Raw genomic sequence first — 25,471 nt, 5'->3', positions numbered from 1 at the left:
ACAAATCCCCAAGAGGGTGCGGCTCAGGCAAACGCCAGTCACCGCCAGAGAAGACGAGGCAGCTATGCGCATTTCCACTGTTCAGGCGTTCAACAACGGCGTGCAAGGCCTGCAGCGCAACTACGCCAATGCCATACGCACTCAGGAACAGATCAGCACCGGCAACCGCATCCTCACCCCCGCGGATGACCCGGTCGCCTCGGTACGCCTGCTGCAGCTCGAGCAGCAGCAGAATGTGTTGACTCAGTACAACGACAACCTGACGGCAGCGAAGAACAGCCTGAATCAGGAAGAGGCCACGCTCAATTCGGTAAACACCGTCATACAGCGCGTTCAGGAACTTGCCGTGCGAGCAGGCAATGGTTCGCTGGGTGTCGAGGAACGCAAGTCCATCGCTGCCGAGCTGCGCGAGCGCGAGGATGAGCTGCTGGGCCTGATGAACACCAAGAACGCCCGTGGTGAGTATCTGTTCTCCGGGTTCCAGGGCAAGGCCGAGCCTTTCACTCGTAACGCCGATGGCACTTATTCCTACCAAGGGGATGAAGGGCAACGCAAACTGGAAATTGCCAGCTCCCTGAGCGTGGCTATCAGCGATAACGGCAAAAGAGTATTCCAGAACGTCACCAACGCCGGCCGTCTGGATGCGGCCGTCACCGCGCAGCCCGGCTCTACCCTCCGTGCTTCAACGCCTCTGGTGCAGGACGAAGTGGCATTCAGCGCAACGCCTGCCTTCCCTGAGGGGGGGATAGATATCGTTTTCGGCAACCCCGATGCCAACAGCTACGAGATCTTCGCTGCCGGAACCACTACGCCGGCGCTGGGTACTGGATCCATGGACGAAGAGCCTGGCTCGACTGACAAGCTGGTGTTCCGCGGCGTAGTGGTCAATTTCGACGGTGCACCCGCAAGCGGCGATACCGTAACCGTCACTTCTGACCCTAACCGGCAAAAGCAAGGCTTGCTCGATACCATAGGCAGCCTGCGCAAGTCTCTCGAAGACGCACCAGCGACCGAGGAGGGCAGTCGTCTTGCCCGTGACGCCGTGGCGCAAGCGATTACCAATCTGTCGCATGCCAGCACCACGGTCGACAGCACACGTGGTGAAATCGGCGCACGCCTGAACGTTGTCGAGAACACCCTCACCGATAACGAAGACGTTGGCCTGATCAATAAGTCGGTACAGGCCGAGCTACGCGAACTGGATTATCCCGAAGCGCTTTCGCGCTTGTCGTTCCAGACATTGATTCTCGAGGCTGCGCAACAGAGTTATGTGAAGGTGAGTAGTCTGAATCTGTTCAATAAGCTTTGAAGAAAAGTCCTGGCGTTTTTGTTTGGAATTGCTTGCTTTAGCTAGCGAGTATCAGTGCTTCGCAAGCCATTTGCCGAGTTTGGGTGGAGCGCAGGTTCAACCGATACTCAGCCAGCCGCCATCGGTGGTAAGATTCCACCAAGATCGTTGATTTTTATTACATAAATCTGCCAGGAACTTAATCCTTGAAAGTAGTGATTCTTGCCGGTGGACTTGGTACGCGTATCAGCGAAGAGTCCCATCTGCGCCCCAAGCCGATGATAGAAATAGGCGGCAAGCCGATCATTTGGCACATCATGAAAATCTACTCTCACTACGGTATCAACGACTTCGTTATCTGTTTGGGTTACAAGGGTTATGTAATCAAGGAGTATTTCGCCAACTACTTTCTGCACATGTCGGACGTGACTTTCGATATGGCAGAGAATCGTATGCACATTCATCACCATCATGCCGAGCCATGGCGCGTGACGCTCGTCGACACCGGCGAGATCACCGCAACCGGCGGGCGTTTGAAGCGTGTGCGCGATTATCTGGGTAACGAGACGTTCGGCATGACTTATGGCGATGGCGTCGCTAACGTCGACATCGCGCGTCTGCTCGACTTCCATCGCCAACATGGCAAGCTGGCTACCGTTACTGCTGTGCAGCCACCAGGGCGCTATGGTGCGCTGGACGTGGACGGCGATCAGGTTCGTGGATTTCAGGAGAAGCCGCTCGGTGACGGTGGCTGGATCAATGGTGGATTTTTCGTCATGCAGCCTGAGGTACTCGATTATATCGAGGGTGACGAGACCACCTGGGAGTACGAACCGATGCGTCGTCTCGCCGAAGAAGGACAGCTCATGAGCCACCTGCACCGTGGCTTCTGGCAGCCGATGGACACCCTGCGTGATCGTGTTTTGCTCGAAGAGCGTTGGAAAAGCGGCCAAGCGGAGTGGCGGCTGTGGACTTGATGCCGTCATTCTGGTCCGGTCGTCGTGTTCTGCTGACCGGCCACACAGGCTTCAAGGGCGGATGGCTGGCACTTTGGCTTCGCGAGCTCGGCGCGGATTTGCGCGGCTTCGCTCTGCCGGCTGAAACCACGCCTGCCATGTGGGATGTCGTGCAGTTGCAGCAAACCATCGAGGGTGACTTCGCGGACATCCGCGACTCTTCGGCATTGGCATCGGCCATGCGTCATTTTCAGCCAGAGATAGTGCTGCACCTGGCAGCGCAGCCCTTGGTGAGAGAATCCTATCGAGCGCCTGTTGAAACCTATGCAACCAATATAATGGGCACCGTCAATCTGCTTGAAGCGGTGCGCGCTACACCCTCTGTTCGTGCTGTGCTGGTCGTGACTACAGACAAGTGCTACGAGAACAGTGAGTGGCTCTGGCCCTACCGGGAACAGGATCGTTTGGGCGGATTTGATCCATATAGCAGTAGCAAGGCCTGTGTGGAACTAATCTGTGCCAGTTATCGTGACGCCTTCCTTCGCGACGCGGATGTCGCCCTGGCGACCGCGCGTGCGGGCAACGTGCTGGGTGGTGGTGACTGGTCTTCTGAACGCTTGTTGCCGGATGTGTTTCGCGCCTGGCAGGAAGGGCGGGAGGTGGTTCTGCGCTACCCCGGTGCGACCCGTCCCTGGCAGCACGTCCTCGATCCTCTGATGGGTTATCTGCAGTTAGCGCAGGCACTGGTGGTTGACTCAGAACGGCATTCAGAAGCCTGGAATTTCGGGCCTGATAGCGCTGGTCTGGCAACTGTGGGTGAGGTCGTGCGCCGTCTTGCCGAGCATTGGCCTGGCGAGGCACTCTGGTCGGTTTCTGGTGATGCGCAGCCGCATGAGGCCGGTCTGCTGGCGCTGGACTCCAGCAAGGCGCGCCATTTGTTGGGCTGGGTACCGCGGTGGTCGCTGGATACGGCCCTGAAACATACACTGGACTGGCATCTGGCCTGGCGGGGCGGGAACGATATGGGTGCCTTCACCCGCCAGCAGATAGCGAATCATCAAGGCGAACTTCATGAGTGACAATACGGCGCAGCAGTTGCGCCAGCAGATCGCGGAACTGGTTGGACGCTACGCCGAGTTGCAGATGGCTCCCAGACCGTTCGTGCCAGGGCAGAGTGCCGTACCGCCCTCCGGCAAGGTCATTGGTGCGGGGGAACTGCAGGCAATGACCGAAGCCGTTCTGGATGGCTGGTTGACGACTGGACGTTTCAACGAGGCATTCGAGAAGCGTCTCGGCAAGTATCTCGGGCGCCGTTGCGTGCTCACTACCAACTCCGGTTCATCGGCCAACTTGCTGGCATTTTCTGCCTTGACCTCGCCACGGCTCGGTGATCGGGCAATCAAGCCGGGTGATGAGGTAATTGGTGTGGCTGCCGGTTTCCCCACTACGGTCAATCCGATCCTGCAGTTCGGTGCCGTGCCGGTATTCGTCGATGTCGAGCTGGGTACTTACAACATCGACCCGACGAAGATCGAAGCTGCCATCGGGCCGAAGACCAAGGCAATCATGCTGGCCCATACCCTGGGTAACCCCTTTGACCTTAGCGTCGTGCGGGCGCTGTGTGACAAATATGGCCTTTGGTTGATCGAGGATTGCTGCGATGCCCTGGGGTCAACCTACGAAGGCAAAATGGTCGGGACCTTTGGCGATATTGGCACCCTTAGCTTCTACCCGGCGCACCATATCACCATGGGTGAGGGGGGCGCGGTTTTCACCAATAGCCCGGCGTTGAAGCGCATCGTGGAATCGTTTCGTGACTGGGGGCGTGACTGTTATTGCGCTCCCGGTGAAGACGGCACTTGCGGTAAGCGCTTTTGCTGGCAGTTGGGCGATCTGCCTGAAGGTTACGACCACAAGTACACCTACTCGCACCTGGGCTACAACCTCAAGATTACGGATATGCAGGCCGCCTGTGCCTTGGCGCAGATGGATCGCGTTGAGGATTTCATCGCCGCACGCAAACACAACTTCGCCTGGCTCAGCGAGCGCCTGGCCACGTGCAGTGATTTTCTGGTGCTGCCACAGGCGACAGCGGGTAGCGACCCTTCCTGGTTCGGATATCCGATGACTCTGCGCGATCATGCTGGCGTGCGTCGTGTCGAGCTGCTGCGTTATCTGGATAATCATGGCGTGGGCACGCGGTTGCTGTTTGCTGGCAATCTGCTGCGCCAGCCCTACATGCAGGGGCGTAATTTCAGGGTTTCGGGCGAGCTGCCGATAACCGATAAAATAATGAACGATACCTTCTGGATCGGCCTCTGGCCGGGCTTGAGCGAGGCTCATCTGGAGCACGCTGCCAGTCGGATCGAAGACTGGCTCAAAGGAGCCCGCTGATGACTCTTGTCGCCCCTGTCACTACCGGTGCATTGTTCGAGAAACCGCTTTTCATCCTGGAAATGGCCAATAACCATATGGGTGATGTGGCGCATGGTATTGAGCTGATCCGTGCGTTTGCCAAGGTTTGCTCGGCGTTTCCATTCAGCTTTGCCTTCAAGCTGCAGTACCGCGATCTGGACAGCTTCATTCATCCGGCGATGCGTGGCCGTGAGGATGTGAAGTACATAAAGCGCTTCAGCGAGACACGCCTGTCCCGCGAGCAGTTCGATACGCTGGTCGCGGAAATTCGTGCCAATGGCTTTCTCTGCCTCTCGACCCCATTTGACGAGGCTTCGGTTGCGGTCATCGAAGAGCAAGGCCTGGATGCGATCAAGATAGCCAGTTGCTCGATGAGCGACTGGCCGCTGCTGGAGCGCGTGGTGCAGACGCAACATCCGCTGATCGTTTCCACTGCGGGCTCGACCCTGGAGGAAGTGGATCGTCTGGTCAGCTTTCTGACCCATCGCGAGAAGAGTTTTGCCATTCTGCATTGCGTAGGCGAGTACCCGACCCCCGATGCCCACATGCACCTCTCTCAGGTGGACTTCCTGCGTCGCCGCTATCCGGGTGTACGTGTGGGTTTTTCCACCCACGAAGATCCAGGTAATACGGACATCGTCAAGATCGCGTTGGCCAAGGGCGCGCGCGTGTTCGAGAAGCATGTTGGTCTGGCGACCGATCAATACCCGCTTAACGCCTACTCGGCCAGCCCCGAGCAGGTTCAACTCTGGCTGAAGGCAGCGCAGTACGCCTTGCAACTGTGTGGTGAGGGTGAGCAGCGTCTGCCGCACAACGAGGCCGAGCATGCCAGCTTGCGCTCTCTGCGGCGTGGTGTGTTCGTGCGCCGGCCGGTATCCGCCGGTGAGGTCCTGCATGTCGAGGACGTGTATTTCGCTTTTCCACCGCAAGAGGGGCAGTTCACTGCTAACGATTGGTCCAAGTACGCTACGTTTACTGCTCAGGTCGATATTGCAGCAGATGCCGCGCTGGATCCTGGCAACAGCAAGCGGCACGACGTACGCGACAAGGTCTGGGCCATCGTTCAGCAAGTACGCGCACAGTTGCGTGATAGCCATGTAGTCGTGCCGGGTCGGGTTGATCTGGAAATATCCCACCACTACGGCCTGGATCGTTTCGACGAAATCGGATTGACCATGCTTACCGTGGTCAACCGCGGTTACTGCAAGAAGTTGCTGATGCTGCTGCCCGGCCAGGAGCATCCAGAACAGTACCACCAGCGCAAGGAAGAGACCTTCCACGTCCTGCACGGTGAGCTGGTGTTGCGCCTGGATGGTGTCGAACGTGTATGTCGCCCAGGTGATGTAGTTACCGTGGAGCCAGGTGTGCGGCATGCTTTTCGCAGTGAGAGCGGAGCTATCATCGAAGAGCTTTCGTCCACGCATTTTCGCAATGATTCGTTCTATACCGACGAGGCGATCAACGCCAACCGGGACCGTAAAACCCTTTTGAGCTATTGGATGGACTGACGTGCCAAGCCCTTATCGTGTTGCCGATTACATCGCTGATTTCATCGCTGGGCTGGGTGTAAGACATGTATTCCTACTGCCGGGTGGCGGTGCCATGCATCTCAATGACGCGGTCGGCAAGCATTCTGAGTTGGAGGTTGTGGCTTGTCACCATGAGCAGGCCGCCGCCATCGCTGCTGAAGCTTACTGCAGGATCAACGAGAACCTTGGGGTGGCCATGGTCACTACAGGCCCCGGTGCGACCAACGCGGTGACCGCAGTTGCTGGTGCCTGGATCGAGTCGGTGCCGTTATTGGTGATCTCTGGCCAGGTCAAGCGTGCCGACTTGCTGCGTGGCGCTCCGCTGCGGCAAAAGGGCGTGCAGGAAGTTGATATCGTCAGCGTGGTCGAGCCGATAACCAAGTATGCGGTGACCATCGAGCATCCGGAAGATATTCGCCGGGAGCTGGAGCGAGCCGTTTTTCTAGCGCGTGATGGCCGGGCGGGGCCCGTATGGATCGACGTGCCGCTGGACGTGCAGGGCGCGCCGATTGATGCGGCGATACTAGAGGGCTGGCAGCCCGATAGCAGCGCCGCCCTGCCGGTGAGTAGTGCATTGCTTGAGCAAATCCACAGTCTGCTTCAAAAGGCTCAGCGCCCGCTGATTCTTGCGGGTCACGGGGTGCGTCTCAGTGGTGGAGCAGCCGCTTTCCGTGATTTCGTCGAGCGCCTGGGTGTGCCGATAGTGACTACCTGGAACGCGATGGATCTACTGCCCTATGATCATCCCCTCTATGTTGGGCGTCCGGGGGTGGTTGCGCTGCGTGCGCCGAACTTCGCCATCCAGAATTGTGACCTGCTCATAACAATCGGCAGTCGCCTGGACAATATCATCACCGCTTATGCGCCTCGCGATTTCGCTCGAAATGCGCGCAAGGTGGTGGTGGATGTGGATGCCAATGAAATCGCCAAGCTCGATATGGAGATCGATGTCGCGATCACCAGCGATGCAGCCGGCTTCGTCGACGCATTGGCAAAAACGCTCGGCAGTGCCGAGTTCAGCCGTTCGGATTGGTTGGCGCGCTGCAGCGACTGGAAGGCGCGTTACAGTGTCAACGATGGCAAGCCGTTTCCATCCAGCGGACCGATCAGCCACTTCCTGTTCGCCGATGCACTTTCCGAGGCTATACCTGCCGATACGCTGGTCAGTACCGGCAGTTCAGGATTGGCAGTAGAGGTGTTCTACACCGTTTTTCGCAATCGCCCCGGCCAGCGCGTGTTTCTCACCTCAGGCCTTGGTGCCATGGGATATGGGCTGCCAGCTGCCATTGGGGCCTGCTTTGCCAATGGACGCAAACCGATGGTGGCGGTCGAGAGCGATGGCAGCCTGCAGTTGAACATCCAGGAGTTCGCTACCATGCGTGGATTCGATCTACCGATCTGCTTGGTTGTGATGAACAACGGTGGTTACGCATCGATCCGCAACACGCAACGCAATTACTTCGAAAGCCGCTATGTCGGCACGGGTCCCGAGGCAGGGCTGTGGATGCCGGATCTGGAAGAACTGGCGAGTGCCTATCACCTGCCTTTCAAGCGTATCCGCGATGTCACCGAGCTTTCCGAGGGTTTGGCTGAAGCCATGGCGCTGCCGCGGCCGATGATCGTGGAAGTGATGCTCATGAGCGACGAGGCGCTCAGTCCAAAAGTCGCAGCCATTCCGCAGGCGGACGGTTCGATTACTTCCATGCCTCTGGAAGATATGAGTCCGCTGCTGCCACTGGATGTTCTCGAAGAGGAAATGAGTGGCAGGCTTGCTTCGGTGTCGCGGCAAGTACGTTCTCAGGCGCGCTGATGAAGACCCATATCCTGTTCGACTTTGACGGCACGCTGGTCGATTCCGCGCCGGCAATTCTCGGCTGCTTCACCCGTGTGCTGCAGGTTCATGGTCTGAAGGCATGTTGTGTCGTCGAAGAGAGTCTGATCGGCCCGCCCTTGCGGCAGACACTCGAAAAATTGAGTGGCCAGAGCTCACCTCGGATGCTCGATGCCCTGAGCGCGAGTTTCAAGGACATCTATGACAGTGAAGCCTGCTTGAGCACGCCCGCTTATGCGGGCTGTCAGGCCGTCCTGGAGCAGTTGCTTGAGCAGGGCTTTACCTTGTCCATCGCGACCAACAAGCGCTTGCTGCCGACCGAGCGAATTATTGCCGCCTTGGGTTGGGGAGAGATGTTTGCCAAGGTTTTCGCGAGTGACTCGCACCCTGGGCGCTATACCGACAAGAGTGGGATGATTGGCACGTTGCTGATCGAGGGCATGATCGCTTCCCAAGACGCCGTTTACGTTGGTGATACCGTGCATGATGGTCTTGCGGCCGCTGCCAATACCGTCGACTTCTGGCCCGTTGCGTGGGGTTATGGCCGCTTTTCTCCTGAAACGCGACCTTTGCAAGCGCCACAGCAGCTGTTGGAGCGTCTGGCATGCCTGCAGAACGAGTGATTGCTGCGCCGCCATCTGCGGCGGCAGCATGTCCCTGTTGTCACACCGTTGAAAGGCTTCTACCTAACCCTGCATACACACGCTGCCTCACCTGCGGGCACCGTTGGCGCGCGCCTGCCGAGGTTGCATGTGCCGGTTACTATGAGGCTCTGGTCGCTCGAAATGATCCTCATACGTCTTGGTTCAAGAGAAAGATCGCCGATCGGGCCAGTGCGGTGTCCACTTTGCTTGAGCCTGGCATGGGCCGTGTGCTTGAAATAGGTTGCGCGGAGGGTGCACTCGGTGGCGAGATCAAGGCGCGCTTCCCTGTTGTTTATGACGGACTGGAGTTATCCCAGGACAGCGAGCTCGCCAGGGACACGCTGAACCAGGTTTTTCATGTGTATGCGAGCCAGGTGCATTCGCAGCCCTATGACCTGATCGTCTCTTTTCATGTACTCGAACATATCGCTGACTTACGCGCCGAGCTCCAGAGCTGGTCCAAGTTGCTGGCTCCCAAGGGCAAGCTGTTTATTGAAGTGCCTAATCAGGCGGGTCACCCGTTGCTCGAGGGCGATCGAAATCCCGAGCATCTGCATCAATTCACTCCAGCGTCGCTGACTGTTCTTCTGGTGGGTTGTGGCTTCGTCTGTCATGAGTTGTCCCTGGGGCATTACGAGTCGCCGGTGTACCCTGATTCGATCCGCGTGGTCGCCCGACGTCAATTGACCGCTGGCGAGCAGCGTGAACAGCTTCTGCAGCGTTTCCAGCGCAAGTTTGGCGGGCCATTCATTGTCTACGGCATCGGCGGTGACTACCTCAATTACGTTGCGCCGTTGGCTGAGTCGCTGGAGATCCACGCGTTGGTCGATTCCTCGTCAAGCAAGTGGGGGCAGAAGGTCGGCGTCCACATCATTGCTGGCTACGATCCTGTATTGCATGGCGCACTGCCGATTCTGGTCTGTTCGATTCGATTCGGTGCCGGGATCAAGCAGCAGTTGCTCGCAGCCGGGATCGACAGTGAGCGGATCATTGGTCTCGAGGCCATTTATGAAGAAGCCTGAGCCAATACTCGCCGAAGATCTGTCCGGTATTCTCGCTGCAGCGTTGCCATGGCAAGCGCTGCGCGGTCGCCACATTTTGGTCACTGGCGCGTCTGGTTTCATCGGCGGGCATCTGGTTGAGGCACTGGTCTGGCTCAATCGCCGTGATGCAGGCGCTGGCCTACACATTCATGCCTCTGCGAGGGAGCTGCGCAAGCTGCAGGAGCGCCTGCCGTGGATCGATGTCGCGCAAGAGCTTAACCCGGTAATCCAGGATGTTTGCGAGGCTTGGCGGTTCGAGGCGCCACTGGATTTCATTCTCCACGCTGCCAGTCCTGCCAGCCCGCGCTACTACCTGGCAGAGCCGGTCGAGACTATCCGTGCCAACGTCGATGGAACCCGGCAACTGCTCGAACTGGCCAGAGAAAAAAAAGCTCGTTTGCTATTTCTCAGTAGCGGCGCCGTTTATGGGGACAATATCCGGCAGGTCGACGCTATCGGGGAAACCGATTTCGGCTGCGAGGATCCGTTATCGGCCCGAGCCTGCTACAGCGAAAGCAAGCGACTGGCGGAAACCCTGTGTCGCGCGTACTACACGCAGTACGGCGTGGACGCCAGGATCGCGCGCATTTCACATTGCTACGGCCCGGGAATGCGTCTGGATGACGGTCGGGCCATCGCCGATTTGCTTGCGGACGTCGTTCATGACAGAGACATTCAGCTTGATTCGGACGGTAGCGCTTCACGGCCATTCTGTTATATCTCCGACACCGTCTTGGGGCTTTTTTATGTCTTGCTGCTAGGGCAGGTTGGCAATGCTTACAATGTGGGGCAAACCCACGAGACCTCCATCATGGAACTGGCTCAAAAAATGATCGCTGCGGCTGGCAAACGCGGCAAACTGGTGGTCAGCGCCAAGGCCCGTGGTGGTCTCGCTCCGGCGGCAAGAGATTCTGGTCATTTCAAAATCGACAAGATTCGTGCGTTGGGCTGGGAGCCGCAGATCGACCTTGAGGCGGGTCTATTTAGGCTTTTGCAGGTAAGCGTATGACACCGGTCGGCACCCACTATGATTCTCGTCCGACTCTCATCGGCTATCTGCCTCCGCCAGAGGGTATTCGCAAGACTGGCGCGAACTACCCAGGTCACTCCCAGTTTATCAACATAGGGGATATCGTTTACGCCTATGCGGGTGCCATGTTGACGTCCGGTCGGAATTTCGAGGCCTGGAACTTCCGCATGTCAGCCGAAGAGGTTAATGAAAAATTTTCCAACGTCGTATTTTTCATTCCGTGCAGAATCGCCCCTTCGCTTTATGAGCAAGACGGCTACCCTTACGAGTTTGTAACGCGTTTTATCGAGCGCTTGAGAATTCCGTTCTTCAGCTTGGGAGAGTCTATACAGGCGAGGGAGTACGAATACGATCCGGCTTTTCATAAAAGCCTCTCGCCTAGAGTGGTTCGATACCTCAAGACCATTGCCGACACGTCACCACTCGTGGGCACTCGTGGTGAGTATTCTGCAGATGTACTAAGTAAACTTGGTATCAAAACGGCTGCCCCGCTTGGGTGCCCTTCTCTTTATTTGAATGGCCCGTCGCTTCCGGTGTCGTTGCTGAGCGTGCCGAAGCAACCTGAGAAAGTTGGCGTTTGTTATTCCAATTATCAGGGGAATTCGCACAGCCGAATTGAAGACTTCCTCCGCTTGGCAGACCGAGCTGGTTATCATTACGTCGAACAAACCTTCGGGTTGGTCACCCAAGCTCTGTATTATCCTGGGAAGTTATCTGGTGAGGATATCTATACAGCAAGGCGTGTGTATAGAGATCTGGCGCCTTTGTTGTCGTTGCTGAAAAAAGGGCAAGTACGGTATTTCACCAACTACCGTGTATGGAAAGACTTTCTGGGTACCATGAATTTTGCGTTTGGCGCCAGAATGCATGGTCTTACACCCGCCTTGCATGCTGGCGTACCTGCTGTATTCATTGCCCACGATGCACGCGTCAGGGAAATGTGCGAATTCTTTTCGTTGCCCTTCGTATCCGAGCGCGAACTTCCTGAAGAAATGAATATTGATTTTTTTCTATCACGCTGCGACTACGTTCCAGCCAGCGAGCGGTACAAGGTCGCCTACGGCGAGTTTTTTCGGACGCTACACCGCCACGGTCTTGGCGAAAACATAGATGCACAGGGGCGCATTATCGATAACTGGATGCCCGAACCTGATCCGCAAGTTTTACACGAAGAAGGATCGGTTCGGCATACAGCGGAGGACATGTCGAGCCTCGAGAGGCAGGTATCTATTTGCTCCGAAATTTCGGATGATATTTTTTTAAAGCTCAACCAAATAAAAGCGCTTGCTCATGACGAGTATCTTTTGCGCCTTAATAAAGGCACGGGATACAAAAAGTAGCGGCTTTCATAAAATTGAAGGTGTTGATTGGACGACATGAGAACTTGCGAAATTTGCGGTGGCGGCAGTTTGCAACACATTCATCGCCAGGAATTTCTTTTTCCTGGCGAGGCCTCGCCCGTTCACTATGACGTAGTGGCTTGTCGCGGCTGCGGCTTCGCCTTTGCCAGCGAGATTCCCGATCAGTCAGCTCTTAATCGTTTCTATCAAGGTTCCGAGCACCACTTACACACCGACGTGCCTGCAGGTTTGGCGCGTATTCATGATGATTTTTTCGCCTTTGTTCGACAGCATGTCGAGTTATCTGCAGCGACTCGAGTGCTGGACATAGGCTCGGGCATGGGACATTTCCTTTCCCGGTTCAAAAGTGTGGGCCTACAGGCGCTGCTTGGTATCGAGCCGAGTCCTTTGGCTGCCCGCCTGGGAAGGGAGTATCACGATCTGGAAATCAGAACTGAGACCCTGGACACTTACGCGCCAACACGACCTTTCGGGTTAGTGAGCCTGTGTGGTGTGCTTGAGCACATCGCCGATCTCCGCTCGAGCGTGATGAGGATCGGTGAGCTGATCGAGGAGGGTGGATACCTGTTTATCGCTGTGCCTGATGCCGAGTCGTTTGGTGCGTCACCGCCTGCGGAGGCGTTCCTTGAGTTCGCTCTTGAGCACATCAATTTTTTCAGTGCTACCAGCCTCGACAATTTGTTGAGCCTAGGTGGTTTCGAGAAAGTGGAAGCTATTTCCCAGCATAATGATTTTTACGACAACAACTACCTCCTGGCCATTTACCGCAAGGCTTCCGGGGCTGCGGAGCGTTTCAGTGTCGATGGTGCATCAGCTGATAGTCTGCATCGCTATATAGAACAGTCGCGGCAAACGCTGCGTCCGATCGAGGCATTCGCCGAGCAGTTGGAGTTGAGTGGCGAGCGAGTGCTTATTTGGGGAGCCGGCTCGCTTACCAGCCGATTGCTTTGTGATACCCGCCTGGGTAGAGCGAACATCTGCGGTATCGTAGATCGGAACCGAAATCTGCAAGGCAGATCGTTGCTTGGGGTTACCATCTCTGCGCCTGAGTCCATCATGAAGCACGAAGGGGCTACGATTTTCATTGCAAGCACTACTTATGCTGTGGAAATCCGCGACGTTCTCATGAACCGGTACGGTTGGAGAGGCAGGGTGGTTAGTCTCGTTTCGGGAGTTTTGGAAAACTGATGAATATGCTTACCCAGATTCGAGCCGCCTATGAGGCGGGGGAAGCCACGAAGCAGGATTACATCGAAGCTATTCATTCGCTGCATACCTCCTTGTTTGCTTATCCCGATTTCATTGAGGGTACCGATGTCGAGGCCCTGCTCATTCAGCCGGACGGCGTTTTCGTCCGGTCTCGATCGCAGCAAATCGAACTGCTCTTGGATCCAAAGGATCAGCACCTTGTACCTTGTACGCTGATGAACTTCCGCGCGTATGAGCCGGCTGAAACTGAATTTCTCAAAGCGATTACAGAACCGAATGGAGTCATTCTGGACATCGGTGCCAATTGCGGTTGGTACTCCCTCGCATTGGCCAAACATTGCCCGTCTGCTCAGGTTCATGCTTTCGAGCCAATTCCGCATACCCATGAGATCCTTGAGCGCAATATTCGCCATAACCGCCTCGGTAATATTGCTGCGCACCGATTGGCCTTCTCCAATCAGGAGGCTATCCTGGAGTTCCTCTATACACCCAACTGCTCCGGTGCCACTTCTTTGGCGCGAGTCGGGCAGCCTGGTAGTGAGGATAGTTTGGAGAAAATCTTTTGCGCAACCACAACTCTCGATGCGTTCTGCTTGCAGCACGGTCTTGCCCCCCAGATCATCAAGTGCGATGTGGAAGGAGCGGAGCTCATGGTGATCCAGGGAGCAGAAGAAACGATCGCCACCCACAGGCCGGTGATTCTTATCGAGTTGCTGAGAAAGTGGGCCAAACAGTTCAACTATCATCCCAACGACATTATCGAAAGGCTCGGCGAGCATGGCTACCAAGCATTTACCGTAGGTCCCATGGGGTTGAATGCTTTTTTAAGCATCGATGAGAATACAGTCGAAACGAATTTTATCTTTCTGCACGCGCAGCAGCACAGCCATATTCTTGCCGGAGCCTATATGCCGCGGGTTGTGCCATGAGCCTGTCAGCACCCCCTCTTACAGTTGCGCTGCTGACATACAACCGTCTGCACTATCTCAAGGAGTCCATTGCTGCAATTCTTGAGCAAAGCTATTCAGAGTTCGAGCTTCTGGTACTAGACAATTATAGTACTGACGGCACAGCAGAGTTTGTTCTCGGTTTGCAAGACCCGCGAATTCGCTATGTCAGGAATGCCTCCAATCTTTCTTCTGTTGAGTTCAATTGCCGCTCCGCGTATCACATCGCCTCCGCGCCGCGGGTCATCGTGACCCATGACGATGACATCATGGAAAACGATATGCTGGAGCGGCAGATGCACTTTCTTGATCACAATCCCGAGGTGCGCCTGGCATGGGTTCGTGTCAGCGACATCGATCAAGACGGTCGCCCAATTGCTCAAAACACAGCCATCAAGCGAGTGAACCGTATATTTGGCGCTGGTGAATATATCACCAGCTTCCTCAGGGAGCGGCTGTGGCCGATGCCTAGTGGAGTGATGCTGGTGCGTGCCGCGTTGCCGGGTTTCTATTCGGTGGACGCTTATTTGCGCAGGGCGGTGTCGCCGGGCAACCCGTTGGATGCTGCCGGTATCGAGGATGTGCTGATGCCAGCACGAATCAATCGGCGCCATGCAATCGGTTACCTCGATCAGCCGTTGCTGCGCCGCCGGGTGCACACCGATCAGTTTTCTCACGCAGCCAGCCTGTCGCGGCCCGGTGTCTACCTGTATCGGGACTTGAAGCGCATCGCCCGGGGTGTGCCGGGTCTGGAAGCCGAGGCACTGCATTTCGATGCATGCACGGTGCGTTTCGACATTCAGGAGGCCATCACCACCCAGCAGGCAGAACGCGTCGGATCGCGTTTGAGCGCTCGTGTCGGCAGGGTAGCGGCGAAGCTGAAAGCGAACAGACAGAGTGCCCCCGATGCCTGTTTGGCGGGGCTGCCGATCATATTGCTGGACTACCTGCTGGTGTCCAAACAGCCAGCCGACGAGCTGGGCAACTTGAACGCCGACAACCATGCTAGTGCCACGGGCACGTTATTGGCATGGGCCAGACAGCGTGCTCATTTCCCGCGAGCCAACGTGCTAGCGGCACTGAACGGCAGGCGCATCGTCCTGTTCGGCAGCGCCTTCGTGGCCGCGCTGTTGATCCTGGAGGCGAAAAAAGGCGGTCATCAGGTCATCGCGTGTGTGGACTCCAACGTCAATCGACAGGGCAGGGCGTTGCTTGGGGTGCCCATTCAGCCGCTCGTCTGGATGCGTGACCACGTCAAAGCCGAGGATGCCGTCGTGATCACCTCCGAACGTGACCACGAACATTACATCGCGGCGCTTATTCAGCAAAACCTCTCGACGCAGGCCTGCATCGTTTCCTGGAAAGAGTTGGTTGGATGAGCGTCAACACACTGATTCATTGGGCGCCTCGTCGCAGTGCACGCGCGCGAGCCGTAACACTTGGAGAGATGGCATGACGGATTGGACTTTGATCGCGGGAGGACGCAGCACCCAGCGGCCTTGGCAGGTAGGTATCGTAGGCATCGATCCCGACGATCAGCAGGCGTTTTTGCTTTCCGATACCGACTGGAGCGAGTTGCAGCGACGTTTGCCGCTGCACCCCCTGCAGGCGTATGGAGCTGGCAACGGGCTGCTGTTCGAACGTGCATCTGACGCGCACCTCCATTGCGATGGCGTTCTACTCATCGCCTTGGCGCGCCAAGGCCAGCCGAGCCTTGAGCTGGCTCCACAATGGCGGCGTTATCTACTGCTCGGCCATGCGGACCAGCGCAAGACGTTGGTCGATGAAACGCAGTTCGCCGCGATTTTTACGCCGACCAAGACGCCGTTCTTCGACGAGCGTGTGGTCAGTGTCGATGTGTTGGTGGTGCCCGAACCTGCGCGGGCTACTGCTTCAGCTTGGCCTATCGAGCGCAATTCAGACGAGCGTGATCATTCCCGTCTCTATCACTGTTCGGCTGATTATTGGCTGCTCCGGGTGACCGCTGCCATTGCTTCTGATGCGGCGAATGAACTCGCTGTCCAGCCACTCATCAGTGTGGTCATTCCCACCTATAACCATGGTCGCTATCTCGCGCAATGCGTCAAGTCGGTACTCGATCAAGGGGTGGACGGTATCGAGGTGCTGGTACTGGATAACGCATCGACGGACGATACGCCGGAGGTCATGAAGGCATTCTCTGCCGATTCCCGGGTTCGTTATGTCCGTAACCGGTACAACTATGGCCCCGGCTACAACTGGCGAAACGGGCTGTGGATCGCCCAAGGGCGCTACTTCACGTTCCTATCTGCCGATGACTTCTTCAATTCAGGTCATCTATCTCGTTTGCTTCCCGTTTTGGAGGAAAAACCCAATATTGCAGTGGGTTATACCGGGATCAGATGGGTCGATGGACAAGGGCAGGCGCTGAATCAGCCTCGGCACCCTGGATACCGCATTTCGGATTATTTCGGTGGTCGCAATGAAGTTGCCGATCTGCTGATCCATGATCTTTACATGACGCCATCTGCGGTGATCTATCGCCGTGAGGCCTTTTGCAAGACCTGGAATCCCGGCAAGACCTATGGGGCCGGAGATTGGGAAATGGTCGTGCAGATGGCCGAGCGTTACCCCGACTTTGCCTATATCGATATCCCTGGCGTCAGTTACCGCTGGCATGGCGCGCAGGAATCGAGCAGTTTCTACGCATCTAACCAACCGCTAGAAGGCCATCTCGCAATAGTCGAAGGTGTCTTTGAGCGCAATGCGCAGCAGCTGCTCAAGGGGCGAGAGCGAGAGGTGTTAGCACACATCGAAAGGCGTATGGCGCTATATCCTCAGGAACGCCATACGCCATTGGGCGAGCGAGCAAAGCGTTTGTGTGAGCGGCTACAGGCCCAAGCCATGCGAGGCGAGTATCCACTCTTTTCCATTATCCTCACGACCTACAACCGACCCGATCTGCTCAAGGATGCCCTTGACAGCATCGCGAGGCAGACCTTGAAGGATTTCGAGGTCATTCTCGTGAATGACCACGGAGAAGGTGTCGAGTCGCTCCTGAATCAGTACTCCTGTTGTATTACCTACTTACGCCAGGGCCGCAATACGGGGCCTGCTGGGGCGCGCAACGCAGCCCATCGCCTGGCTCGCGGTCAGTACCTGGTCTATCTGGACGACGACGACATTTTTCTGCCAGAGCACCTTCAGGTGCTGGCGAGTGGGCTACAGGAGCATCCGGGGGAGGTGGTGTACAGCGACGCTTTGTTCATTGCCGAGCGACTCGAGAACGGGGGGCGCCACATTCTCAACCAGGAGAGTCGTTATACCCATGGTGATTATTCACGTGAGCGCCTGCTGGTAGACAACTACATTCCGGTCAATACCTTTGCCTGGCCGCGTTCCGTGGCTTTGGAGGTCGGCGACTTCGACGAGACCTTGTCAGGTCTGGAGGACTGGGATTTTCTGCAGCGGCTTGCCGCTCGGTTGCCTTTCCATCATCTGCAACAGGAAACCGTGCAGGTACGCATGCGCGCTGACGAGTCGGCTCCCGCTCGTCGCTCTGAGCAGGCGCTCAAGGACTATCCGTCGTTGTACCGGGAAATTTACCGGCGCCACAGCGACACCGGCAGTGCCGCGGTGATTGCAGGCAGGGCAGCGCTGCTGCAGCGTCTTGGAGGTGATGTCGACGTTGTCCGCACCACGCCAAGCATGCTGGCTTGGCTGAAAAAGCGCACGTTGACACCCACTCAGAAAAAACTGGTGGATGAGCGCCTGCAAGGTCAAGGTGAGGCGGCACACTTCGGTGTTCTGATTCTGGACTTGCAGGGAGATAGCGCAGCGTTGGCGCTAACGCTTGCCTCTCTGCAAAGCACCCGCGAGAACTATGAGAACGTGCAGGCGTTCGTGCTGAGCTGTGCTGAAGAAATTCCGAAGTCTTCAATAACCTCTCAGACCGTAGCGGTGCGACCCGATCAATGGATCGTGCCTCTCAACGAGATGCTGCAGGCCTCGTCTTTCGACTGGTGCGTTCTGGTTCGTGCAGGGGACGAGCTGACACCCTCAGGCCTTATGATGGCCGGGCTGGAGTTGCTTACAGCTCCTGATTGCCGTGCAATCTACTGCGACGAAATGTTTCGCCAGGACGGGCAGTTGGCTGCTGCGTTGCGCCCTGCTTTCAATCTTGACTATCTCTTGAGTTTCCCGGCGGGAATGGCCAGGCATTGGTTGTTCCGCAGGGATGTCGTGGTGGCGGCTGGAGGGTTCGACCCTGCCTTCGAGCATGCCCCGGAGCTGGAGCTGATTCTCAGGTTGATCAACGAGGGTGGCCTCGATGGCTTGGGCCATGTGGCTGAACCCTTGCTGATCACAGAGGCGCCTGCGCTTGCCGACAACGAGGCCGAACAGCAGGCAATCACCCAGCATCTGCAGCAGCGTGGCTACTCGTATGCGGCTGTAGCCTCGGCGAAACCGGGGCGCTACAGAATCGACTACGGTCATGGGCAATCGCCTCTCGTATCCTTTTTGATTCTTCCTGGCGAGCGCCTCGAACACCTGCAGCGCTGTGTAGAGAGTGTGTTTGAGAACACCCGCTACTCGAACTACGAATTGCTGTTGATTCAGCATTCTCTCCAGGCAGAAGAGATCGGTGCATGGCTCAGTGCGTTAGCCTCGCTTGGCGAAGCCCGTGTCAGGGTACTGCCTGCCAGTAGCGAGCTGCTGGAGCCTCAGGCGCTGCTTAATCAGGCTGCTCAGCAGGCTTATGGAGACTACCTGCTTCTGCTCTCAACCAATGCGGCTGCGATCAGTGATGACTGGCTCGATGAGTTGCTGAACCATGCGCAACGTCCGGAAGTGGGCTGCGTAGGCGCCAAGCTTCTGTCGGCCGATGGAAAAATCGCTCAGGCTAGCCTGATCCTGGGGCTCCAGGGGCCGCTGGGCAAGCCGTATGCTGGTGAGGCGCTGGATGCGCCTGGTTATATGCAGCGCTTACAGGTGGTACAGAACAGCAGCGCCGTGGGGCATGACTGCCTGCTGGTGGAAAAAGCGTTGTACCTGCAATTGGGGGGGCTGAGCGAAAGCGATGTACCCCTGCGCTACGCAGGGGCTGACCTATGTCTGAAAGCGAGACAGGCCGGTTATCTGACGGTGTGGACGCCGTTCTCCCAGTTGATGCTTGACCCAGCAGACCTGACCCGGGGCAGCACAACTGAGCACGATGCCATGTATGCCAAGTGGCTGCCCGTGCTGGCACGGGATCCTGCCTACAACCCGAATTTCTCCCTCTCTCAGCCGGGTGGGTTCAGGCTGGCCGATACTGCCCTGTCATGGCGGCCATTGGCGTCGTGGAAACCTTTGCCAACGGTGCTCGCTCACCCGTCCGACAACTATGGTTCGGGGCACTATCGAGTGATCCAGCCATTTAGCGCCTTGCAGCAGGCGGGGCTGGTCGAAGGAGGATTGTCCCCAGGCCTCATGCATGTGACGGATTTGGAGCGCTACGAGCCTGATGTCATCATCTTGCAGAAACAGATTGGTGATGAGCGCTTCGATGCGATGCGCCGCATGCAGGCATTCTCACGCGCACTAAAGGTCTACGAGCTCGATGACTATCTGCCGAATCTGCCGGTAAAAAGTATTCACCGTGCTCAGATGCCGAAGGACATTTTGAAGTCCATGCGCCGCGGGTTGGGCTATGTGGATCGCTTCGTCGTGTCGACTCAGGCACTGGCAGAGGCTTGTAGTGGTTTGCATGATGACATCCGGGTTATCGAGAATTGCTTGCCTCCTGCCTGGTGGAAAGGGCTTGTCACTTCGCGCATCCGCTCGCGGAAACCGAGGGTTGGCTGGGCGGGAGGCGTGGGGCACACCGGCGACTTGGACATGATCGCCGATGTGGTAATCGCGCTGGCCGATGAGGTCGACTGGGTGTTCATGGGCATGTGCCCGGAAAAACTGCGGCCCGCTGTCAAGGAGATTCACCAGGGGGTAGACATCAATGCCTATCCGCAGGCACTGGCAGCGCTCAACCTGGATCTGGCAGTGGCCCCATTGGAAGAAAACCTGTTCAACGAGTGCAAGAGTAACCTTCGCCTGCTCGAGTATGGCGCTTGCGGATTTCCAGTGGTCTGCAGTGATGTGCGCAGCTACCAGGGAAATCTGTCGGTAACCCGTGTGAAGAACCGTTATCGGGACTGGGTAGATGCAATAAGGATGCACCTTGCCGATCTGGACGCAACGGCCCGTGCCGGCGATATGTTGCACCAGCAGGTCATGCGTGACTGGATGCTTGAGGGAGACAACCTGATTGCCTGGCAAAAAGCGTGGTTGCCTGACTGAGGTGTCGATGCTCTGGCGCGGATTTATTGTCAGGCTCAAGAATTCAAAACAAGCGCCGATATGATGTTCAGGCGGAAGTTGAGGGGTCATGGCTCCAGGGTTGTCAAGGGAGCCGCAAAAAAATCAACTTCTCTCCTAAAGCTTCGCAGATTCAGGTCGATAAAGAGTATGAAAGCGAACTCAATGTTGCCTGAGCATTGCAGGCCAGAGTCGCAAGCCCAGGCAAACACGTTAGTGTCCGATGGAGGACAAACATCATGGCTTTGACCGTAAACACCAACATTGCGTCGTTGAACACTCAGCGTAACCTGAACACCTCGTCCAACGCGCTCAACACCTCCCTGCAGCGCCTGTCGACCGGTTCGCGCATCAACAGTGCCAAGGACGACGCGGCTGGCCTGCAAATCGCCAACCGTCTGACCAGCCAGGTGAACGGCCTGAACGTTGCGGTGAAGAACTCCAACGACGGCATCTCCATGGCGCAGACCGCTGAAGGCGCACTGCAGCAGTCGACCACCATCCTGCAGCGTATGCGTGACTTGTCCCTGCAGTCGGCCAACGGCTCGAACAGCGAAGGCGAGCGTAAAGCACTGAACTCGGAAGTGACCGAGCTCAAGAAAGAATTGAACCGTATTTCCAACACCACCACCTTCGGTGGCAAGAAACTGCTGGATGGCAATTTCGGCACCACTACCTTCCAGGTAGGTAGCGCGGCCAACGAAACCATCAGCGTAAAAATCGACGAAATGAGCACGTCGTCGCTGAAGGGCAAGTACTACGAAGGCTCAGTGGCTGCTGCTACTGGTACCGCTTCCGCTTCGGGCACCGTTACCGTTGCCGGCACTGTGAATGGCACCGACTTCTCTGTTGAAGTCAGCGTGGCTAGCGGCGCGACTGCTGCTCAGTTCAGCCAGTCCGTTGCAACTGCCATCAACGATGCGAACATCGGTGTAGGTGCGTTCGTGGATGATGCTGGTGTGACCACGCTGGTTTCTGGTCAAAACACCGAAGGCACCGCCAACGCGCTGTCTGCCCTCAGTGTCAGCGGTTCTGTTGCCGGCATCACCAACGGTGGTTATACCGCCGCGGCAGCTGTCACCGAAACGGAGATGACCAACATCGACGTCAGCACCGTACAAGGTGCCCAGGAGTCGGTAATCGTCATCGACCAGGCTATCCAAGCGATCGACAAGCAACGTGCCGACCTCGGTGCCGTGCAAAACCGCTTCGAGAACACCATCGGCAACCTGCAGAACATCGCAGAGAACGTTTCGGCTGCACGTGGTCGGATTCAGGATACGGACTTCGCGGCAGAAACCGCGAACCTGACCAAGAACCAGATCCTGCAACAGGCCGGTACTGCGATCCTGTCTCAGGCCAACCAGCTGCCGCAGGCGGTGCTCAGCCTCCTGCAGTAAGCCAAGTCGGCTAGGCTGCTCTAAACTCCGGGGGGAAGTGCATAGCGCTTCTCCCCGTTTTGCCTTGCGAGGTAAAAGAAATGGACATCGCAATAAATAGTTTGTCGCCAGTACTGGCAAAGCCCACAGGTACGTCTGTACCTGCTGCGTATGCCGGGGCGGCAGCTTCTTCAGAAGCGTCTAGTGACCAGCCTGCTGTGCGTCAGGGGCAGGCCGCGGCTGAAGATGCGGGGCAGATGTACGAGCAGGTGGATAATGCTGTCACGTCCATCCAGAGTTTCGTACAGAACATTCGGCGTGATCTCAATTTCAGCGTCGACGACTCGAGCGGCAGGGTTGTGGTCAAGGTCACCGACCGTGCTTCAGGTGATGTCATTCGCCAATTGCCGTCTGAAGAGGCATTGCGTTTGGCAGAGAGTCTGGAAGAGGTGCGCAGTCTCCTGTTCAAGGCCGAGGCCTGACATGGCTCGGTTTTTGAATGCAGGATGGGACTGAATGAACTTTCACGCATGAGCGTCAATATCGTGACGGAGTAGATTATGGCTATTGGTGGAGTTTCGACAGGCATCAACTCAGGGCTGCCCATCTCTGATTTGGTTACGGCGATGGTCAACGCCGAGAAGGCGCCCAAGGAAGCGCAGCTGGCGCGCCTGTCGACGTCGACGACCACCAAGCTGTCCGGCTTGGGGCAACTGAACAGCGCGCTCGGCGAATTCCAGACCTCGCTCAAGGATCTCAACAGTGCGACGCTGTTCGAGAAACGTACTGCCACGTCATCCAACGCCAGTGCGCTGACGGCCACTGCCGGTAAGACGGCATCAGCTGGCAACTACCAGGTGACCGTGGACAGTCTCGCTTCGGCCAGCAAGGTAGCGACGAAAGCTCTGGACGGCACCTTCAAGAGTGGAGCTGGCGACGAGACGCTGAGCGTCAAGCTCGGCGAAAGCGGTACCGCTATCGATGTGAAGATTACCGCAGGGTCTGACCTTGCCAGTATTCGTGACCAGCTCAATACCGCGTTGAAGGGGAAGGGTGTAACCGTCAGCACGATCAACGATCCTGCCAGTGGCAAGTCTCGCCTGGTTTTCAGTGGTAACGAGACGGGCGAGGGCAAGGACGTCATCGTTTCCGGCAGTGGCGATCTTGCCGGTCTCAGTGTCGATGGTCGTAACAAGCTCGCTACGGGTGATGACTCCGCTGCCGGATTTATCGTCCAGGCGGCCAATGCCAAGTTCTCCATCGATGGTCTTGCGCTTACCAGCCCGACCAACTCGATCAAGGGTGCGATCGCTGACGTCAGCTTCGAGTTGCTTGCGGCAACCGAAAAGGACAAGCCACTGACCCTCAAGGTCGGTGAGGACAATGCCGGCGTCAAAGCAGGTATCAAGAAATTCGTCGATGCCTATAACAAGCTGATCAATACCACCAACGATCTGACCCGCGTCACCAAGGTCGGTGAGGATGGAACGCCGTTGGTCGGTGGTCTTATAGGGGACTCGACCGTTCGAAATCTGCTTGGCGGTATTCGCAACGAGTTGGTGAACCCTGTTGGCGGTGATGGTGTGAAGGTGCTGGCGGATCTGGGCATTACCACCCAGAAGGACGGTACGCTGAAAATAGAGGACACCAAGCTCGATGCCGCACTGAAAAGCAATTTCGATGCGGTCGGGTCATTTTTCCTTGGTGATACCGGCTTGGCGAAGCGTCTCGATGGCCAGGTCGCTGCATACAGCCAGACGGGCGGCATCCTTTCGCAGCGTATGCAGGCGTTGGAGTCCACCCGAACCGATATCAAGAAGCAAACCGAAGATCTCAAGCTGCGTGTCGATAGTATGCAGAAGCGCTTGCTTGCTCAGTTCAACGCGATGGACGCTCTGGTCGGTCAGTTGAATGGTACCAGCAGTCAGCTGCAGAACACGCTTTCCAGTCTGCCCGGTGTAGTGAAGAAGAGTAGCTAAATGAACGGTCCTATCGATACTTACAAAAGCGTCAAAACCAGTCAGGTCGTTACGCCTTATCAGGCGGTACACCTCCTTCTGGATGGCGCCATCGAGCGAATCTCACTGGCGCTGCTGGCACAGCAGCAGGCTAATCCCGGGTTACGCGGTGAGGCGGTCAGCGGCACGATCTCCATCATCTCGGTACTGCAGTCGAGCCTGGACAAGGAGCTCGGCGGCGAGCTGGCGCAGAATCTCGACAACTTGTATGACTACATCAACCGCCGATTGGTTGGCGTAGCGCTCGACGAGACGCCGCGCAGGTTGGAAGAAGTGCAGGAATTGCTGACGCAGATCCGTGATGCCTGGAAAGCGATTGGCCCAGAGGTCGAGCCCACTGCAAGCTGAGCCGCTCTGCCGCGATCGGCCATACTGCCTCCCCCAGAGTGAGCAGGCCGCCTACTCATGGCGGTTGAGTCGTTGCGCTCCAGCGCGAGCCACCATTTCTGGTTGTCCGAGCGTGTGCGCTCTTCGGTGACAGCCAGTTTCATGGTGTGACTTGGAATCTACATTAATGATTAATCCCCGCTAAAGCTCACGCCCGCCATGCCGATACATTAAGTATTCCCGCTGTACACTGGAGTACATCAGCATGAACGCCATGGCCGCTATGCGTCAGTATCAAAACGTCAACACTCAGGCTCAGGCCGTCGATGCCAGTCCGCATCGTCTGATCCAGATGTTGATGGAAGGTGGCCTGACTCGTCTGGCTCAGGCGCGTGGTGCCATGGAGCGTGAGCAGTTCGCGATGAAGGGTGAACTGATCGGCAAGGCCATCGGCATCATCGGTGGCCTGCGTGCTGGTCTGAACCTGGAGCAGGGTGGCGAACTGGCCGAGAATCTGGATAACCTGTACGACTACATGACCCGTCGTTTGCTCGAAGCTAATCTGAAGAACAGCGTCGAGCCGCTCGATGAAGTTGCCGGTCTGCTGCGTAATGTAAAAACCGGCTGGGACGCAATCGCCCAGTGACAGGCACGCGTGAAAGGAGCATCCCCGTGAATACATCTGTTCAGCGCTTGCAGAGCACCGGTAGCGCCATGCGTCAGGCGTTGTCCACCCAGGACTGGGCTGCCATCGGTGAACTGGACCTGCAGTGCCGCCAGGCTGTTGAAGAGGCAATGGTCGATGCCGCGGATGACGACGGCGCCTTGCGCGCTCGTATGCAGGAACTGTTGGATCTGTACAAGGATCTGGTGAGTGCCTGTCAGGTCGAACGTCAGCGGCTGGCCGGTGAGTTGATTCAATTGAATCAGTCGCAACAAGGCGCTAAGGTCTATCAGCTGTTCGGCTGATCTGCCTAATCAGATCATGGGCCGAGGCGATCCGCGCCTTGCCCGTCATCGCATGACTTCACCCCTGCACCGGGATGAATCCACCAGCTGTCGCGAAATATCACCCCGCCAATTTTTTAGTTAACAAAAAAACACGCCATAAAATTGACTAAGCGCCAATAATTGTCTTAACTGCTGGCCAAATGCTGGCGC

General features: G+C 56.9%; 20 protein-coding genes. All 20 read left to right on the top strand.

Annotated features, from left to right (window positions below):
* Window positions 1-64: 64 nt before the first annotated feature.
* The 20 genes from flgL to ACT9T4_RS18125 all read left to right on the top strand — a co-directional run bounded on the left by flgL (window position 65) and on the right by ACT9T4_RS18125 (window position 25,279).
* On the top strand, window positions 65-1,309 hold the full coding sequence (gene flgL / locus ACT9T4_RS18220) for a flagellar hook-associated protein FlgL (protein WP_042553097.1): 1,245 nt from the start codon (window positions 65-67) through the stop codon (window positions 1,307-1,309).
* A gap of 185 nt (window positions 1,310-1,494) precedes the next feature.
* Window positions 1,495-2,265, top strand: coding sequence for a glucose-1-phosphate cytidylyltransferase (gene rfbF / locus ACT9T4_RS18215; RefSeq protein ID WP_499118297.1), 771 nt, complete (start codon window positions 1,495-1,497; stop codon window positions 2,263-2,265).
* A complete protein-coding gene (gene rfbG / locus ACT9T4_RS18210; protein ID WP_499118295.1) occupies window positions 2,256-3,323 on the top strand; it encodes a CDP-glucose 4,6-dehydratase in 1,068 nt (355 codons plus the stop codon). The genes rfbF and rfbG overlap by 10 nt, the downstream gene beginning before the upstream one ends.
* Complete coding sequence (gene rfbH / locus ACT9T4_RS18205) at window positions 3,316-4,638, top strand: lipopolysaccharide biosynthesis protein RfbH (RefSeq protein WP_499118293.1); 1,323 nt, start codon at window positions 3,316-3,318, stop codon at window positions 4,636-4,638. Before rfbG ends, rfbH begins: the two co-directional genes overlap by 8 nt.
* Window positions 4,638-6,167, top strand: coding sequence for an N-acetylneuraminate synthase family protein (locus ACT9T4_RS18200; RefSeq protein WP_499118291.1), 1,530 nt, complete (start codon window positions 4,638-4,640; stop codon window positions 6,165-6,167). The genes rfbH and ACT9T4_RS18200 overlap by 1 nt, the downstream gene beginning before the upstream one ends.
* Before the next feature lies 1 nt (window position 6,168).
* A complete protein-coding gene (locus ACT9T4_RS18195; protein WP_499118289.1) occupies window positions 6,169-7,998 on the top strand; it encodes a thiamine pyrophosphate-binding protein in 1,830 nt (609 codons plus the stop codon).
* The gene (locus ACT9T4_RS18190; RefSeq protein ID WP_499118288.1) at window positions 7,998-8,642 is read left to right on the top strand and encodes an HAD family hydrolase; all 645 of its coding nucleotides are present in this window, start codon (window positions 7,998-8,000) and stop codon (window positions 8,640-8,642) included. The genes ACT9T4_RS18195 and ACT9T4_RS18190 overlap by 1 nt, the downstream gene beginning before the upstream one ends.
* A 149-nt stretch (window positions 8,643-8,791) precedes the next feature.
* On the top strand, window positions 8,792-9,685 hold the full coding sequence (locus ACT9T4_RS18185) for a class I SAM-dependent methyltransferase (protein ID WP_499118318.1): 894 nt from the start codon (window positions 8,792-8,794) through the stop codon (window positions 9,683-9,685).
* Window positions 9,672-10,715: an NAD-dependent epimerase/dehydratase family protein gene (locus ACT9T4_RS18180; RefSeq protein ID WP_499118286.1), complete on the top strand. Its 1,044-nt coding sequence runs from the start codon at window positions 9,672-9,674 to the stop codon at window positions 10,713-10,715. The genes ACT9T4_RS18185 and ACT9T4_RS18180 overlap by 14 nt, the downstream gene beginning before the upstream one ends.
* The gene (locus tag ACT9T4_RS18175; RefSeq protein WP_499118284.1) at window positions 10,712-12,076 is read left to right on the top strand and encodes a polysaccharide pyruvyl transferase family protein; all 1,365 of its coding nucleotides are present in this window, start codon (window positions 10,712-10,714) and stop codon (window positions 12,074-12,076) included. The genes ACT9T4_RS18180 and ACT9T4_RS18175 overlap by 4 nt, the downstream gene beginning before the upstream one ends.
* A 36-nt stretch (window positions 12,077-12,112) precedes the next feature.
* Window positions 12,113-13,285, top strand: a complete 1,173-nt coding sequence (locus ACT9T4_RS18170; RefSeq protein ID WP_499118316.1) for a class I SAM-dependent methyltransferase — start codon at window positions 12,113-12,115, stop codon at window positions 13,283-13,285.
* Window positions 13,285-14,235 carry an FkbM family methyltransferase gene (locus ACT9T4_RS18165; RefSeq protein ID WP_499118282.1) on the top strand — a complete coding sequence of 317 codons (951 nt, stop codon included), beginning with the start codon at window positions 13,285-13,287 and terminating at the stop codon, window positions 14,233-14,235. The genes ACT9T4_RS18170 and ACT9T4_RS18165 overlap by 1 nt, the downstream gene beginning before the upstream one ends.
* On the top strand, window positions 14,232-15,632 hold the full coding sequence (locus ACT9T4_RS18160) for a glycosyltransferase family 2 protein (RefSeq protein WP_499118280.1): 1,401 nt from the start codon (window positions 14,232-14,234) through the stop codon (window positions 15,630-15,632). The genes ACT9T4_RS18165 and ACT9T4_RS18160 overlap by 4 nt, the downstream gene beginning before the upstream one ends.
* A gap of 73 nt (window positions 15,633-15,705) precedes the next feature.
* Window positions 15,706-20,568: a glycosyltransferase gene (locus ACT9T4_RS18155; RefSeq protein ID WP_499118278.1), complete on the top strand. Its 4,863-nt coding sequence runs from the start codon at window positions 15,706-15,708 to the stop codon at window positions 20,566-20,568.
* Between the two features lie 257 nt (window positions 20,569-20,825).
* Window positions 20,826-21,986, top strand: coding sequence for a flagellin (locus ACT9T4_RS18150; RefSeq protein WP_499118276.1), 1,161 nt, complete (start codon window positions 20,826-20,828; stop codon window positions 21,984-21,986).
* Between the two features lie 80 nt (window positions 21,987-22,066).
* The gene (locus ACT9T4_RS18145) at window positions 22,067-22,447 is read left to right on the top strand and encodes a flagellar protein FlaG (RefSeq protein ID WP_042553090.1); all 381 of its coding nucleotides are present in this window, start codon (window positions 22,067-22,069) and stop codon (window positions 22,445-22,447) included.
* Window positions 22,448-22,525: 78 nt separating this feature from the next.
* Window positions 22,526-23,944, top strand: coding sequence for a flagellar filament capping protein FliD (gene fliD, locus ACT9T4_RS18140; protein ID WP_499118274.1), 1,419 nt, complete (start codon window positions 22,526-22,528; stop codon window positions 23,942-23,944).
* Complete coding sequence (gene fliS / locus ACT9T4_RS18135; protein WP_179538694.1) at window positions 23,945-24,331, top strand: flagellar export chaperone FliS; 387 nt, start codon at window positions 23,945-23,947, stop codon at window positions 24,329-24,331.
* Window positions 24,332-24,575: 244 nt separating this feature from the next.
* Complete coding sequence (fliS, locus tag ACT9T4_RS18130) at window positions 24,576-24,956, top strand: flagellar export chaperone FliS (protein WP_042553087.1); 381 nt, start codon at window positions 24,576-24,578, stop codon at window positions 24,954-24,956.
* A 26-nt stretch (window positions 24,957-24,982) separates the two neighbouring features.
* Complete coding sequence (locus tag ACT9T4_RS18125) at window positions 24,983-25,279, top strand: flagellar protein FliT (protein ID WP_179538693.1); 297 nt, start codon at window positions 24,983-24,985, stop codon at window positions 25,277-25,279.
* Window positions 25,280-25,471 lie beyond the last annotated feature (192 nt).

This window comes from Pseudomonas sp. SZ40 (assembly GCF_052958135.1).
This window is presented reverse-complemented; position numbering and strand designations above follow the sequence as displayed.